Origin of the sequence: Streptomyces sp. NPDC060000, from assembly GCF_042737375.1 — a bacterium.
GTDB lineage: Bacteria > Actinomycetota > Actinomycetes > Streptomycetales > Streptomycetaceae > Streptomyces.
This window is the reverse complement of record NZ_JBHWUU010000092.1, coordinates 1-14,910: the sequence shown is the minus strand read 5'-3', so window position 1 is coordinate 14,910 and position 14,910 is coordinate 1. Positions and strand designations below refer to the sequence as shown.

Annotated in this window: 16 protein-coding genes; 13 read left to right on the top strand and 3 right to left on the bottom strand. The window is 71.3% G+C overall.

Annotated elements, in window-relative coordinates; genetic code table 11:
• Nucleotides 1–114 precede the first annotated feature (114 nt).
• From ald to ACFWBB_RS35870, 8 genes are all read left to right on the top strand, one after another.
• A complete protein-coding gene (gene ald / locus ACFWBB_RS35905) occupies nt 115–1,239 on the top strand; it encodes an alanine dehydrogenase (RefSeq protein WP_385281322.1) in 1,125 nt (374 codons plus the stop codon).
• A gap of 414 nt (nt 1,240–1,653) precedes the next feature.
• The gene (locus ACFWBB_RS35900; protein WP_385281319.1) at nt 1,654–2,790 is read left to right on the top strand and encodes a ParA family protein; all 1,137 of its coding nucleotides are present in this window, start codon (nt 1,654–1,656) and stop codon (nt 2,788–2,790) included.
• Nucleotides 2,775–3,353: a hypothetical protein gene (locus ACFWBB_RS35895; RefSeq protein ID WP_385281316.1), complete on the top strand. Its 579-nt coding sequence runs from the start codon at nt 2,775–2,777 to the stop codon at nt 3,351–3,353. The genes ACFWBB_RS35900 and ACFWBB_RS35895 overlap by 16 nt, the downstream gene beginning before the upstream one ends.
• A gap of 18 nt (nt 3,354–3,371) precedes the next feature.
• Nucleotides 3,372–4,595 carry a segregation and condensation protein A gene (locus ACFWBB_RS35890; RefSeq protein WP_385281313.1) on the top strand — a complete coding sequence of 408 codons (1,224 nt, stop codon included), beginning with the start codon at nt 3,372–3,374 and terminating at the stop codon, nt 4,593–4,595.
• Nucleotides 4,592–5,221, top strand: coding sequence for an SMC-Scp complex subunit ScpB (gene scpB, locus ACFWBB_RS35885; protein ID WP_385281310.1), 630 nt, complete (start codon nt 4,592–4,594; stop codon nt 5,219–5,221). Before ACFWBB_RS35890 ends, scpB begins: the two co-directional genes overlap by 4 nt.
• Entirely contained in the window at nt 5,221–6,492 is a 1,272-nt protein-coding gene (locus ACFWBB_RS35880; RefSeq protein ID WP_385281307.1) for a pseudouridine synthase, read from the top strand. The genes scpB and ACFWBB_RS35880 overlap by 1 nt, the downstream gene beginning before the upstream one ends.
• A 113-nt stretch (nt 6,493–6,605) precedes the next feature.
• Complete coding sequence (locus ACFWBB_RS35875; RefSeq protein WP_385281304.1) at nt 6,606–7,334, top strand: NUDIX domain-containing protein; 729 nt, start codon at nt 6,606–6,608, stop codon at nt 7,332–7,334.
• Nucleotides 7,331–8,353 carry an ADP-ribosylglycohydrolase family protein gene (locus tag ACFWBB_RS35870; protein WP_385281301.1) on the top strand — a complete coding sequence of 341 codons (1,023 nt, stop codon included), beginning with the start codon at nt 7,331–7,333 and terminating at the stop codon, nt 8,351–8,353. Before ACFWBB_RS35875 ends, ACFWBB_RS35870 begins: the two co-directional genes overlap by 4 nt.
• A gap of 14 nt (nt 8,354–8,367) precedes the next feature.
• On the opposite strand, the gene ACFWBB_RS35865 is transcribed toward ACFWBB_RS35870, so the two are convergent.
• Genes ACFWBB_RS35865 through ACFWBB_RS35855 form a run of 3 tightly spaced genes read right to left on the bottom strand, consistent with a single transcriptional unit; the run spans nt 8,368 to nt 10,044 of the window.
• Complete coding sequence (locus tag ACFWBB_RS35865; protein ID WP_385281298.1) at nt 8,368–8,787, bottom strand: Rieske (2Fe-2S) protein; 420 nt, start codon at nt 8,785–8,787, stop codon at nt 8,368–8,370.
• Complete coding sequence (locus ACFWBB_RS35860) at nt 8,784–9,362, bottom strand: DUF6529 family protein (protein ID WP_385281295.1); 579 nt, start codon at nt 9,360–9,362, stop codon at nt 8,784–8,786. Before ACFWBB_RS35860 ends, ACFWBB_RS35865 begins: the two co-directional genes overlap by 4 nt.
• Nucleotides 9,363–9,384: 22 nt before the next feature.
• Nucleotides 9,385–10,044, bottom strand: coding sequence for a hypothetical protein (locus tag ACFWBB_RS35855; RefSeq protein ID WP_385281292.1), 660 nt, complete (start codon nt 10,042–10,044; stop codon nt 9,385–9,387).
• A 215-nt stretch (nt 10,045–10,259) separates the two neighbouring features.
• Between ACFWBB_RS35855 and aroH the strand changes: the two genes are divergently transcribed.
• From aroH to der, 5 genes are all read left to right on the top strand, one after another.
• Nucleotides 10,260–10,622 carry a chorismate mutase gene (aroH, locus tag ACFWBB_RS35850; protein ID WP_385281289.1) on the top strand — a complete coding sequence of 121 codons (363 nt, stop codon included), beginning with the start codon at nt 10,260–10,262 and terminating at the stop codon, nt 10,620–10,622.
• The gene (locus ACFWBB_RS35845) at nt 10,619–11,704 is read left to right on the top strand and encodes a prephenate dehydrogenase (RefSeq protein WP_385281286.1); all 1,086 of its coding nucleotides are present in this window, start codon (nt 10,619–10,621) and stop codon (nt 11,702–11,704) included. Before aroH ends, ACFWBB_RS35845 begins: the two co-directional genes overlap by 4 nt.
• Nucleotides 11,705–11,906: 202 nt before the next feature.
• Nucleotides 11,907–12,593, top strand: a complete 687-nt coding sequence (gene cmk, locus ACFWBB_RS35840) for a (d)CMP kinase (protein WP_385281283.1) — start codon at nt 11,907–11,909, stop codon at nt 12,591–12,593.
• A complete protein-coding gene (locus ACFWBB_RS35835) occupies nt 12,590–13,243 on the top strand; it encodes a lysophospholipid acyltransferase family protein (protein WP_385281280.1) in 654 nt (217 codons plus the stop codon). The genes cmk and ACFWBB_RS35835 overlap by 4 nt, the downstream gene beginning before the upstream one ends.
• A gap of 87 nt (nt 13,244–13,330) precedes the next feature.
• The gene (der, locus tag ACFWBB_RS35830) at nt 13,331–14,821 is read left to right on the top strand and encodes a ribosome biogenesis GTPase Der (RefSeq protein WP_385281277.1); all 1,491 of its coding nucleotides are present in this window, start codon (nt 13,331–13,333) and stop codon (nt 14,819–14,821) included.
• The last annotated feature ends 89 nt before the right edge of the window (nt 14,822–14,910 follow it).

Here is a 14,910-nt window from a genome sequence, read left to right as displayed (position 1 = left end):
GGGAACGCCTTCATTAGACTGGCTCTGCCGCACGTTCTCCTGCGGTGTGTCCCGGTGTGCCCTGTACCTCCGGGAATGTCTTGCTGTTTCCCCACACCCTCTGAGCCAAGGACCGTGATCCACGTGAAGGTCGGCATCCCCCGCGAGGTCAAGAACAACGAGTTCCGGGTGGCCATCACCCCCGCCGGTGTGCACGAGCTGGTGCGCCACGGCCACCAGGTCGTCGTCGAACGAGGCGCCGGTGTCGGCTCGTCGATCACGGACGAGGAGTACGTGGCCGCCGGCGCGCTGATCCTCGAGACCGCCGACGAGGTGTGGGCCACGGCCGACCTGCTGCTCAAGGTCAAGGAGCCCATCGCGGAGGAGTACCACCGCCTCCGCAAGGACCAGACGCTCTTCACCTACCTGCACCTGGCCGCGTCCAAGGAGTGCACGGACGCCCTCGTCGAGTCCGGCACCACGGCGATCGCCTACGAGACCGTCGAACTGCCGAGCCGCGCGCTGCCGCTGCTCGCCCCGATGTCCGAGGTCGCGGGCCGCCTGGCCCCCCAGGTCGGCGCCTACCACCTGATGCGCGCCAACGGCGGCCGCGGTGTGCTGCCCGGCGGTGTGCCGGGTGTGCTGGCCGCCAAGGCGGTCGTCATCGGCGGCGGTGTCTCCGGCTGGAACGCCGCGCAGATCGCCATCGGCATGGGCTTCCATGTGACGCTGCTCGACCGCGACATCAACAAGCTCAAGGAGGCCGACAAGATCTTCGGTACGAAGATCCAGACGGTCGTCTCCAACGCCTTCGAACTCGAGAAGGCCTGCCTCGAGGCCGACCTCGTCATCGGCGCCGTCCTCATCCCGGGAGCCAAGGCCCCCAAGCTGGTCACCAACGAACTGGTGTCCCGGATGAAGCCCGGAAGTGTCCTTGTCGACATCGCGATCGATCAGGGAGGCTGCTTCGAGGACTCCCGTCCGACCACCCACGCCGAGCCGACCTTCCCGGTCCACGGGTCGGTCTTCTACTGCGTCGCCAACATGCCCGGCGCGGTCCCCAACACCTCCACCTACGCGCTCACCAACGCCACGCTGCCCTACATCGTCGAACTCGCCGACAAGGGCTGGGTGGAGGCGCTGCGCCGTGATCCCGCGCTGGCCAAGGGTCTCAACGCCCATGACGGAAAAGTCGTTTACCGCGAGGTCGCGGAGGCGCACGGCCTGGAGCACGTGGAACTGGAGTCCCTGCTCGGCTGAGTCCCGCGCCGAGCCGCTCGGCCAAGTGACCCGGGGGGAAAAGGCGATACGTCAACACAGGTCGTCAACCGCGCGCACCCGGCCGGACCTTGCCCGACAAGGTCCGGCCGGATGTGTGTATGGTCACTTTGCGGCTCTCGGTCAACTCGCCTCGAACGTAACCCTTGGACCGATTCGTACACCGGCGAAACCTGCCGTGCGACGGCCGTACGCCCTTGACAGCGGGATGTTTCATTGCCGACACATCGGGCCGGGTCCGGCGGATTGTGTTGCTGCGGACGCCCGACACGCCATAGAGTCGCCAACCGTCGGCATGGTGCCACGCTGACCTTGTCTAGAAGTTTCCTGGTCACCAAGGAGGTAAGACGACTTGTGAATGAGTCGACATTTGCTCCCGGGGGTGGTCAACCAGGAATGCCGACGCGGGCCCGGGTTTCCGCGGGGCTCGAGGCTGTCGGCTCCGTCGCTGTCCGAACCTTCGCAGCCCACCAGAGCCAGCGCAGCCCCCATATGGCTCTGTCAGCACCCCAGAGCATGGATGGCCATTACGTGAACGCCATGGCCGGCGACGGGAGTGGCGCGCCCCGCAACCACTTCGCCGACTACGACGAACTGCCCGAAGGGCACTTCTACGATCCCGATGCCGAGTACGAGCCGGACCCGGAATACGCGGCCACGCTCGCGCCCGACGCGGCCCGACAGCGCCGTGAGCGCGTCGGTCCGACCGGACGCCCGCTGCCGTACTTCCCGATCCCGGGCCCGCTGACCCAGCACGGCCCCGCGACGATCATCGCGATGTGCAACCAGAAGGGCGGCGTGGGCAAGACCACGTCGACCATCAACCTGGGTGCCGCGCTCGCGGAGTACGGCCGGCGCGTGCTGCTCGTGGACTTCGACCCGCAGGGCGCGCTGTCGGTCGGTCTCGGTGTCAATCCCATGGAGCTCGACCTCACCGTCTACAACCTGCTCATGGAGCGGGGAATGGCGGCGGACGAGGTGCTCCTCAAGACGGCGGTCCCGAACATGGACCTGCTGCCCAGCAACATCGACCTGTCGGCCGCCGAGGTCCAGTTGGTCTCCGAGGTCGCGCGCGAGTCCACGCTCCAGCGTGCGCTCAAGCCGCTGATGGACGACTACGACTACATCGTCATCGACTGTCAGCCCTCGCTCGGTCTGCTCACCGTGAACGCCCTGACGGCCGCTCACAAGGTGATAGTGCCGCTGGAGTGCGAGTTCTTCGCCCTCCGGGGCGTGGCGCTGCTGACCGAGACCATCGAGAAGGTCCAGGAACGGCTCAACCCGGAGCTGGAACTCGACGGGATCCTCGCCACGATGTACGACTCGCGCACCGTGCACAGCCGTGAGGTGCTCGCGCGGGTTGTCGAGGCCTTCGACGACCACGTGTACCACACGGTCATCGGGCGCACGGTCCGCTTCCCGGAGACCACGGTCGCCGGTGAGCCGATCACCACGTACGCCTCCAACTCAGTCGGCGCCGCCGCCTACCGTCAGCTCGCCAGGGAGGTGCTCGCCCGGTGTCCCGCCGAGTGAGTCTGCCGGGGGCCGACGAACTCTTCCGTACGACAGGGGGAATGGCGCTTCAGCCGTCCGCGTCCCGGCGTTCCGCCAACGGCGAGGCCCGGGTGCCGGCTCCGGCCGGCGAGAGCGACGGGGTGGCGGCCGGCGGCGCGGAGGACGCGCCGCAGGCCGTGCCCGCGCAGGGCGGTGACGGCGAGGGTGCCGAGCACGCGGCGGCCGGCACGGGTCAGACCGACGCAGGGGAGTCCCGCACCCGGGGCGTCCCCGGGGAGCGCTCCGAGCGCCGGCAGGGCCAGCAGGAAGGTTCTGCCTCCGCCGACGCCCAGTCGCGCAAGCGCGGACGGCAGCCGTCCCGCAGGCCCAGCGGCCGGGAGCGGCACGACGAGAAGATCACCGTCTATGTCTCCGCCGAGGAGCTCATGGACCTGGAGCACGCCCGTCTGGTGCTCCGGGGCGAACACGGGCTGGCCGTGGACCGGGGGCGCATCGTCCGCGAGGCGGTCGCCGTGGTCCTCGCCGACCTGGAGAGCCGCGGGGACGCCAGCATCCTCGTACGACGACTTCGCGGGCGGTAGCGGTAGCCTGCGAGGGCCATGACCTCGAACGACGCTCCCGCATCTGCCTCCGGCGGTTCAGCCGGTCGCAGGCGTGCGCTGGGGCGCGGGCCGGGATCGGCTCCGCCGGAGGCGGCCGTCCCACCTCCGCCGCCGGAGGCGCCGCCGGCCTCGGCGCCCGATGCGCCGTCGGGCGCGGTTGAGCCTGCGCCTTCTGCCGAAGGGCGGGGTGGTGGGCCCGAGGGGTCGCGGCGGCCCGCTGTCGGGCGTTCGGAGTCCTCTTTGGCGGAGGCGGCGTCGGCCTCGATGCCTGGCGTGCCGCCGGGCCTCGTCGAGCCTGCGCTTCCTGCCGACGGGAGGGGTGGCGGTGGGACTGAGCGGTCGCAGTCGCCCGCAGTCGAGCTTTCCGGGCCCTCGGGGCTCCCCGGGGCCCCTGAGCCCTCTGAGTCCCGTGACGGCGTCTTCAAGGTCCGTCTCTCGAACTTCGAGGGGCCCTTCGATCTGCTGCTCCAGTTGATCTCCAAGCACAAACTGGACGTGACCGAGGTCGCGCTCTCGCAGGTCACCGACGAGTTCATGGCGTACATCCGGGCGATGGGCCCGGACTGGGACCTGGACCAGACGACCGAGTTCCTGGTCGTGGCCGCCACGCTGCTCGATCTCAAGGCGGCCCGGCTGCTGCCCGCCGCGGAGGTCGAGGACGAGGCCGACCTGGCCCTGCTGGAGGCCCGCGACCTGCTGTTCGCCCGGCTGCTCCAGTACCGGGCCTACAAGCGGGTCGCCGACGTCTTCACGCAGCGGCTCGAGAGCGAGGCCCGGCGCTACCCCCGTACCGTCGGTCTGGAACCGCACCACGCGGCGCTGCTCCCCGAGGTCGTCATCAGCATCGGCGCGGAGGGGTTCGCGCGGCTGGCGGTGAAGGCGATGCAGCCCAGAGCCAAGCCGCAGGTGTACGTGGACCACATCCACGCCCCGCTGGTGAGCGTGCAGGAGCAGGCCGGGATCGTGGTCGCGCGGCTCAGGGAGCTCGGCGAGGCCAGTTTCCGGACGCTGGTCGACGACACCGAGGACACCCTCACCGTCGTGGCCCGCTTCCTCGCGCTCCTCGAGCTGTACCGGGAGAAGGCCGTCGCCCTCGACCAGGAGACCGCGCTCGGTGAGCTGCTGGTGCGCTGGACCGGTGGGGACGGCAACGCGCGGCCGATGGTCACGGACGAGTTCGACCGGCCGCCCGAGGCGCCCGAGAAGGAGGCGAGGACATGAGCGAGGAGACCGTCGCCGCACTCGACCTCAAGCCGGCCCTGGAGGCCGTCCTGATGGTCGTCGACGAGCCCGCGACCGAGGAGCACCTCGCGAAGATCCTCCAGCGGCCCCGGCGCAGGATCGCGGACGCGCTGCGCGAGCTGGCCGACGAGTACACCGTGCAGGGGCGCGGTTTCGAGCTCAGGCTCGTCGCGGGCGGCTGGCGGTTCTACACCCGGCCCGAGTACGCGGCGGCCGTCGAGGGCTTCGTGCTGGACGGCCAGCAGGCCCGGCTCACCCAGGCGGCGCTGGAGACCCTGGCGGTCGTCGCGTACCGCCAGCCGGTCGGCCGCAGCAGGGTCTCCGCGGTGCGCGGAGTGAACTGCGACGGCGTGATGCGCACCCTGCTCCAGCGCGGTCTGGTCGAGGAGGCGGGCGCGGAACCCGAAACAGGTGCGATCCTGTACGTGACGACGAACTACTTTCTGGAGCGGATGGGCCTGCGCGGCCTGGACGAGCTCCCGGAGCTCGCGCCCTTTCTCCCCGAGGCGGAGGCGATCGAGGCCGAGATGCTGGAAGGGGTCCCGTCGTTCGATCCGGACGCACCGGATGCAGATGCAGACGACACGACGACGACGGAACTTTGATGCGAAGCAGTGGCAGTGGCAGTGGCAGCAACAACGGGCGCGGTAAGCCCCGGGGCGCCGGTGGGGGCGGTTCCCAGCCGAGGGGCGCGGGAGGCCGTGATGAGCGGTCGAGGGGCGCGGGAGGCCGCGACGAGCGGTCGAGGGGCGCCGGAGGGCGTGACGAGCGGTCGAGGGGCGCGGGAGGCCGCGACGAGCGGTCGAGGGGCGCCGGAGGCCGCGACGAGCGGTCGAGGGGCGCCGGAGGCCGCGACGACCGGCCCAAGGGCGCGGGAGACCGCAACGACGGGCCCAAGCGCCCCGGCAAGCCCCGCCCCGAGGAGCGCCGCTACGACGTGGGTCCCGGCGCCACCCACGAGGGCCCGAAGGCCGGGCGCGGCGGCGCGGCCCGCGGCGGCGCCAAGGGCGGCCCCAAGCAGGGGCAGCAGCGCGTTGGACGCACCGAGCCCGCCCGCTCCCGCGAGTACGAGACGCGGGCCGAGGAGCGCAACCGGGACCGGTACGCGGGCAAGAAGGAAGTCAAGCTGCCCAAGACCTTCCCGGGCGCCGAGCAGGAGGGCGAGCGGCTGCAGAAGGTCCTCGCGCGCGCGGGCTACGGCTCCCGGCGCGCCTGCGAGGAGCTGATCGAGCAGGCGCGGGTCGAGGTCAACGGCGAGATCGTCCTGGAGCAGGGCAAGCGGGTCGACCCGGAGCACGACGAGGTCAAGGTCGACGGCCTGACGGTCGCCACCCAGTCGTACCAGTTCTTCTCGCTGAACAAGCCGGCCGGCGTCGTCTCCACGATGGAGGACACCGAGGGCCGTCAGTGCCTCGGCGACTACGTGACCAACCGCGAGACGCGGCTGTTCCACGTGGGGCGGCTCGACACCGAGACCGAGGGCGTCATCCTGCTCACCAACCACGGCGAGCTGGCGCACCGGCTGACCCACCCCAAGTACGGCGTGAAGAAGGTCTACCTCGCGCACATCGTGGGCCCGATCCCGCGTGACCTGGGCAAGCGGCTGAAGGACGGCATCCAGCTGGAGGACGGGTACGCGAAGGCGGACCACTTCCGGGTCGTCGAGCAGACCGGCAAGAACTACCTGGTCGAGGTGACCCTGCACGAGGGCCGCAAGCACATCGTGCGCCGGATGCTGGCGGAGGCCGGCTTCCCGGTCGACAAGCTCGTCCGCGTCTCCTTCGGCCCGATCACCCTGGGTGACCAGAAGTCGGGCTGGCTGCGACGGCTGTCCAACACCGAGGTCGGCATGCTGATGAAGGAAGTCGACCTCTAGGCACTCCCGAGGCCAAGGACTCCCGAGGCTCAGGCTTTATGGACTCCTGAGGCTCCCGGCCCTTGTGCGCGACCGCACCCCCTTTTTATAGTCGTAGTGACTATTAAGAGGGGGTGTTCGTCGTGCGGGGTTACGACAGGTACGCCCACGAACCCTTCGCCGTCACGGTCGACCTCGCCGTCCTCACGCTCCGCGCGGGCGCCCTGCACGTGCTGCTCGTCGAGCGCGGCCAGGAGCCGTACGCCGGCCGGTGGGCGCTGCCCGGGGGCTTCGTGCGCCCGGACGAGTCCGCCGAGACGGCCGCCCGGCGCGAACTCGCCGAGGAGACCGGCCTGAAGGACGTCTCCGGGCTGCACCTCGAGCAGTTGCGCACCTACAGCGAGCCCGACCGCGACCCCCGGATGCGGGTCGTGTCCGTCGCCTTCGCCGCCCTGCTGCCCGACGCCCCCGAGCCGACGGGCGGCGGCGACGCGGCCCGTGCCTGCTGGCTGCCGTACGACGGCACGGAGCCGCTCGCCTTCGACCACGACCGCATCCTGGCCGACGCCCACGAGCGGGTCGGCGCCAAGTTCGAGTACACCTGTCTCGCCACGGCCTTCTGCCCGCCCGAGTTCACCCTCGGGGAACTCCAGCAGTGCTACGAGACGGTGTGGGGGACAGGGCTCGACCGCCCCAACTTCCGTCGCAAGGTGCTCGCCAGTGCGGGTTTCGTCGAACCCGTACCCGGGGCCGTACGCCTGACCGGCGGCCGCGGCAAGCCCGCCGCCCTCTACCGAGCGGGCGGCGCCACCGCGCTGCACCCGCCCCTGCTGCGACCGCCCCGGGAAGGACGATCCGCATGACCACCTCGACCACCGTCAGGAAGCGCGCCACCGGGTCCCTGCTGGGACTCGCGCTGGGGGACGCGCTCGGGTTCCCCACCGAGTTCAACGACATTCCGTCGATCCTCGCCAAGTGCGGCCCCTGGCGGCAGATGGAGCTGCCGAAGCGCGCCTTCGTCTCCGACGACACCCAGATGACCCTCGCACTCGGGCGAGCCATGCGGACGGCGATGGACCGGGGGCTGCTCGTACCGACGGCACTGGCCCGCCCGCTGCGCGGGGAGTTCGTGGACTGGTACCAGTCACCGGACAACAACCGGGCCCCTGGGCGGACCTGCCTGACCGCCTGCAACCTGCTCAAGGACGAGAAGCGCGACTGGCGCGACGCCAGCCAGATCGGCTCCAAGGGCTGCGGTGCCAACATGCGCGTCGCCCCCGTCGGCCTGGCCCCCGGGCTCAGCGAGGAGCAGCGTGCCGGGGCCGCCCAGCTCCAGTCCGCCCTCACCCACGGGCACCCCACCGCGCTCGCCGCGTCCGACCTCACCGCGCACGCCGTACGGCTGCTCACCCAGGGTGCCGAGCCGGCGGCCCTGATCGGGCTCCTCAGGGCGTACGCCGTCGACAACCGCTCCCGCTACCACCACCGCTGGCTCGGTGACCTGTGGACCCGCAGTCAGGACCCCGGCCCGGAGCGCTTCATCGAGCGCGGCTGGGACGACTGCCTGGACGTGCTGGAGCGCCTCCAGGAGGCCCTGCGCGACCCTGATCCCGAGAGCGACCCGTGCCTGGCCACCGGGGCGGGGTGGATCGCCGAGGAGGCCATGGCCACCGGTCTGCTGTGCTTCCTGCTCTTCCCCGACGAACCGGTGACCGCGCTGCGCCGGGCCGCCTGTTCGTCCGGGGACTCCGACTCCATCGCCTGTCTTGCGGGCGCCTTCGCGGGCGCGTACGCCGGGGCCGACGCCTGGCCGACGGCGTGGGCGGACCGGATCGAGTACCAGGGGGAGCTGGTGACGCTCGGGGCGCTCTGGGACCAGTGATCAGGCCGGCTTGATCACGTCAGTTTGATGGCGCCGCCCTCCACGGCGATCTGCTTCGCGGGCAGCGGCTTCGGGGCCGGGCCACCGGCCACCGAGCCGTCGGCGATGTGGTACTTGCTGCCGTGGCACGGACAGTCGATGGTGCCGTCCGCGACCTTGTTCACGATGCAGCCCATGTGGGTGCAGATCGCGGAGAAGGCCTTGAAGTCGTCCTTGGCGGGCTGGGTGACGACGACCTTCTGGTCCGCGAAGATCTTGCCGCCGCCGACCGGGATGTCGGTCGTCTTCGCCAGCTGCCCGGCGGCCGAGGTGGCGGAGGACTTCTCGGAGGACGAGCCGTTGTTGTCGCCGTAGTCGCTACAGCCCGCCGTGAGCGCCGCTGCCGCGCCGCCCGTCGCCAGGAGAACCGTGCGCCGTGTCGCGGGGAGGGTCATGTCGTCACTCCGAAGGTGCGGAAGAACCAGAGGGCCGAGGTCAGCCAGATGGTCGTGAGCACGGCGAAGACGAGTCCGCCGACGACCGGCAGCAGCCATCCCGGGAGTCGCTCCGAGCGGAGCAGCAGCATCTTGGCACTGAATGCGCCGAAGAAGAAGCAACCCAGGAGGGAGTGCCACATAACGCGCGTTTCGTATGTCTGATAGCCAAGCGCGTACAAGCAGTGCACCGCAACCGGGACCGCGATCAGGAAAGCCGCGCGGCCGGACCAGCGGTGCAGCGTGCCGGACCAGGCAGGCCCCGGCAGCTTTCCGTAGAGCATCAGCGCCGAGACGAGCTGGACCAGCGCGAAGAACATCGCGGTCGTCGCCAGCCACGACTTGACCGCGCCCGTGCTGCTGAAGCCGGCCAGGTTGAAGGCCGTCCCGGCCGGGTCGTGCACCTTGCCGTACACGCCCAGGGCGAGCGCCACGGCGGCGGCGGCGAGCGCCGGCACCAGATAGCGGGCCGGGTGCGGGCCGGGCCGCCCGGGTCCGGGGAAGCCCTGGGTGGCGGCGTTCGGGTCGACGGTCATGGTGGCTCCCTGCTCGAAGGGGTCAGGGGGTGGCGGGGCGGGCCGTGAGCTGCTGTCCGTCGACCGTCACCACGCCGGTCCGCGGGTCGATGCGGGGCGCGGGGGAGGGCTCGCCGTCTCGGGTGACGATGCCGACCTGGCTGCCGTCCCGCAGTACGATCCAGCCGCCGTCGATCTTCGCGGAGCGCACGGTGGCCGTCGCCCGCCACAGCCCGGACGGCTTCTTCGCCCGGTCCGCCGTGAAGGCGTGGTGCCCTCCGCCGACGTCCACCGTGCCGTCGATCACTTTCCCGTCCTCCAGCGTGCCGTCCAGCTTCGCGCCGTTCTTCCCGGTGAGACGCAGCGTGCCGTCGGCACCGACGTCGCCCTTGAGCCAGGACTCCTTCGTGCGCCCGTCGCAGAAGTACGCGATCGCCTTGCCGTCACGGACGGAGACGGCGATCGACGCCGCGTCGTCGTCCGTGCGGCCGGCGTAGTCGGCGTCGGCGGCCGGGAGCCGGGACGGAGAGGGAGTGGGGGAGGGCGCGGGAGAGGCCGCGCTCCGGGCGGGGGCCGGGGTCGGTGACCTCTCCTCGTACGGGGACGAGGCGGGCTTCGTCCCCGTCGTCGCGTCGAGCGTCAGCAGGAACAGGCCGAGTACCAGTCCCGCGAGAAGGGTGAGCAGGGGTCCTGGACGCTTCATGCCGGGCCTTCCCCGATGTGGGTGTCCTGCCGTCAGAGTGCCATGAGAGCGCAGGCCGCACGCGCCGTAAAGGGCGTACGGAGGCGTTCCCGTCTCGGCACGCGGGCGGCGCGCACCGGACCGGGGCGGGCTGACTAGGCTGGCTGCGTCAGGAGCCGTAGTCGGCACGTCGGTGCGCGGGTACGTGAGTGAGTACGTGAGCAAGGAGCAGCGCCGTGGCGGTACGAGCGGTCCGGGGAGCCGTCCAACTCGAGCGGGACGAGGCGGGCCACATGGACGAGCAGGTCGGGGCCCTGCTCACCGCCGTCCTGGAGCGCAACTCGCTCAGCGCCGACGACCTGATCAGCATCTGGTTCACGGCCACACCGGATCTGCACAGCGACTTCCCGGCGGCCGCGGCCCGCAAGCTCGGCATCGTCGACGTGCCGCTGATCTGCGCCCAGGAACTCGACATCGCGGGCGCCATGCCGCGCGTCGTCCGCATCCTCGCGCACGTCGAGTCCGACCGGGCGCGCGCCGACATCAGCCATGTCTACCTCGGTGCCGCCGCCGCCCTGCGCAGGGACATCGCGCAGTGAGGACCGCGCTCGTCATCGGAACCGGGCTGATCGGTACGTCCGCCGCGCTGGCCCTCACCCAGCGGGGCGTCGTCGTCCACCTCGCCGACCACGACTCCGGACAGGCCCGTACGGCGGCGGCGCTCGGCGCCGGCACCGACGAGGAGCCGGGGGGCCCGGTCGACCTCGCGATCGTCGCCGCTCCGCCCGCCCATGTGGCCGCTGTGCTCGCCGACGCGATGCGCCGGGGGGTGGCCCGCGGCTACCTCGACGTGGCCAGCGTGAAGGGGGGGCCGCGCCGCGAGCTGCAGGCGCTCGGCCTCGACCTGTCGGCCTACATCGGCAGCCACCCCATGTCCGGCCGCGAGAAGTCGGGCCCGCTGGCCGCGACCGGCGACCTGTTCGAGGGCCGCCCGTGGGTGCTGACGCCGACCCGGGACACCGACACCGAGGTGCTCAACCTCGCCCTGGAACTGGTCTCGCACTGCCGTGCCGTCCCGGTGGTCATGGACGCGGACGCCCACGACCGGGCGGTGGCACTGGTCTCCCACATGCCGCACCTGGTCTCCAGCCTGGTCGCGGCGCGTCTGGAGCACGCCGAGGAGGCCGCCGTCCGGCTGTGCGGGCAGGGCATCCGGGACGTCACCCGGATCGCCGCCTCCGATCCCGGCATGTGGATCGACATCCTGTCCGCGAACCCGGGACCGGTCGCCGACCTGCTCACCGACGTCGCCGCCGACCTGGACGAGACCGTCCAGGCCCTGCGCTCCCTCCAGTCCTCCGACGACGCCAAGCGCCGCGAGGGCGCCGGCGGCATCCAGGACGTGCTGCGCCGCGGCAACGCGGGCCAGGTCCGGGTCCCCGGGAAGCACGGGGCCGCTCCGCGGGAGTACGAGGTGGTCGCGGTGCTCATCGACGACCAACCGGGGCAGCTGGCCCGCATCTTCGCCGACGCCGGACAGGCGGGCGTCAACATCGAGGACGTACGCATCGAGCACGCGACCGGGCAGCAGGCCGGCCTGGTGCAGCTGATGGTGGAGCCGAAGTCCGCGGTGGTGCTGTCCTCCGCATTGCGTGAGAGAGGGTGGGCCATCCGTCAGTAGCCGGGGACTGCCGCCCCCCCCGGGCCCCCGCTTTCGGCCCTGAAGGGGCCTCGTCTCGAACGCCGGACGGGCTGGATGATGCCGGCCGGCGGCGAGAGGGAGCCGACGTGCGGCCGGACGAGTGACCTGTGCCCGGTAACCTGGTGCGGGGCGCGGTCGCGTCCCGCACATCCACCGCCTCGCACCAGGAAGGTGTCCCCCCGTGGAATACGGCGCCGCCCAGCCCGTGATTGTCGCCATCGACGGCCCCTCGGGCACCGGCAAGTCGAGCACGTCCAAGGCCGTGGCCGCCCAGCTCGGGCTGAGCTACCTGGACACCGGCGCCCAGTACCGGGCGATCACGTGGTGGATGGTGACCAACGGGATCGACATCGAGGACCCCACGGCGATCGCCGCCGTCGCCGGCAAGCCGGAGATCATCTCCGGCACCGACCCGGCCGCCCCGACGATCACGGTCGACGGCACGGATGTGGCCGGCCCGATCCGCACCCAGGAGGTCACCTCCAAGGTCAGCGCGGTGAGCGCCGTACCCGAGGTGCGGACCCGGATCACCGAGCTCCAGCGCTCGCTGGCGGCTTCCGCCGGGAACGGGATAGTCGTCGAGGGGCGGGACATCGGTACGACCGTGCTGCCCCACGCCGATCTGAAGGTCTTCCTCACCGCCTCTCCGGAGGCCCGTGCCGCCCGGCGCAGCGGCGAGCTGAAGAGCGCGGACGTCCACACCACCCGCGAGGCGCTGATCAAGCGGGACGCGGCCGACTCCTCCCGCAAGACCTCACCGCTCGCCAAGGCGGACGACGCCGTCGAGGTGGACACCACCGAGCTGACGCTGGCCCAGGTCATCGAGTGCGTCGTCACCCTCGTCGAGGAGAAGCGGGTCGCTGAGTGACTTCTGGGTCCGCGCCCTCGGAGAAGGGCGCCGAGGTCGGGCGGCGCATCGGCGTCGGCCTGATGTACGGGCTGTTCAGGCCGCGCGTGCTGGGCGCCTGGAAGGTGCCGGCCAGCGGTCCGCTGATCTTCGCGATCAACCACTCGCACAACGTCGACGGCCCTATGGTGATGGGCGTGGCGCCCCGGCCGACGCACTTCCTGATCAAGAAGGAAGCGTTCATCGGGCCCCTCGACCCGTTCCTGACCGCCATCGGCCAGCTCAAGGTCGACCGTGACACCACCGACCGGACGGCGATCACCCGTGCCGTGGGCGTACTGGAGAGCGGCGGGGTCCTCGGGATCTTTCCCGAGGGCACCCGTGGCGAGGGTGACTTCGCCGCCCTGCGGGCCGGCCTCGCGTACTTCGCGGTGCGTGGCGGGGCTCCGATCGTGCCCGTCGCCGTACTGGGAAGTTCCGAACGGCGCGGACGGTTGATAAAGGCACTGCCTCCGCTGCGCACCCGCGTCGACGTCGTCTTCGGCGACCCGTTCGAGGCGGGCGACGGCAGCGGGCGGCGGACCCGCAAGGCGCTGGACGCGGCCACCGAACGCATCCAGAAGCAGCTTGCCGCACACCTGGAAAACGCCAGGCGCCTGACCGGGCGCTGAGCGACACTGAATACCGAGTAGTGGATCAACCCGAACAAAACGGCTGTTCCACCGATCACCACGAATGAACGACGAGGTACGGACTTCATGAACGACCACAGCCAGCCCGACGGCTCGGAAGCCTTCGAGCATGATCACGGGGCGCTCGGCGACGCCGAGTACGCGGAGTTCATGGAGCTCGCCGCCGTCGAGGGCTTCGACATCGAGGACGTCGAGGGGGCGATCGAGGAAGCAGGCCACGGGCCGCTGCCGGTGCTCGCCGTCGTCGGCCGCCCCAATGTCGGCAAGTCGACCCTGGTGAACCGGATCATCGGCCGCCGCGAGGCGGTCGTCGAGGACAAGCCCGGTGTCACCCGCGACCGGGTCAGCTACGAGGCCGAGTGGGCGGGCCGCCGCTTCAAGCTCGTCGACACCGGCGGCTGGGAGCAGGACGTCCTCGGTATCGACGCCTCCGTGGCCGCGCAGGCCGAGTACGCGATCGAGACCGCCGACGCCGTTGTCTTCGTCGTGGACGCCAAGGTCGGCGCCACCGACACCGACGAGGCGGTCGTACGGCTGCTGCGCAAGGCCGGCAAGCCCGTCGTGCTGGCCGCCAACAAGGTCGACGGCCCGAGCGCCGAGGCCGACGCGGCCTACCTGTGGTCCCTGGGCCTCGGCGAGCCGCACCCGATCTCCGCGCTGCACGGCCGCGGCACCGGCGACATGCTGGACGCCGTCCTGGAGGCACTGCCGGAGGCTCCCGCGCAGACCTTCGGCACCGCGGTCGGCGGCCCGCGCCGCATCGCGCTCATCGGCCGCCCGAACGTCGGCAAGTCCTCGCTGCTGAACAAGGTGGCCGGCGAGGACCGCGTCGTCGTCAACGAGATCGCGGGCACCACCCGCGACCCGGTCGACGAGCTGATCGAACTCGGCGGGGTGGTCTGGAAGTTCGTCGACACTGCGGGCATCCGCAAGCGCGTCCACCTCCAGCAGGGCGCCGACTACTACGCCTCGCTGCGCACCGCGGCCGCCGTCGAGAAGGCCGAGGTGGCGGTCATCCTGATCGACGCATCCGAGTCCATCTCGGTCCAGGACCAGCGCATCGTCACCATGGCCGTCGACGCGGGCCGCGCCCTCGTCATCGCCTACAACAAGTGGGACACCCTCGACGAGGAGCGCCGCTACTACCTGGAGCGGGAGATCGAGACCGAGTTCGCCCAGGTGGCCTGGGCGCCCCGGGTGAACGTCTCGGCGCAGACCGGCCGGCACATGGAGAAGCTGGTCCCGGCGATCGAGACCGCCCTGGCCGGCTGGGAGACCCGCGTTCCGACGGGCCGCCTCAACGCCTTCCTGGGCGAGTTGGTCGCGGCCCACCCGCACCCGGTCCGGGGCGGCAAGCAGCCGCGCATCCTCTTCGGCACGCAGGCCGGGACCAAGCCCCCGCGGTTCGTCCTCTTCGCCTCCGGCTTCATCGAGGCGGGTTACCGGCGCTTCATCGAGCGCCGACTGCGCGAGGAGTTCGGCTTCGAGGGCACCCCGATCCACATCTCGGTGCGGGTGCGCGAGAAGCGCGGCGGCAACAAGGGCAGGAAGAAGTAACGGCGACATGACTGGAGGCCGGCCCCCCGGACCGGGGGCGGCCACCCCGGCATAACCGCCCGTCATTAACCGTGGGGCGGAGGTGCGGG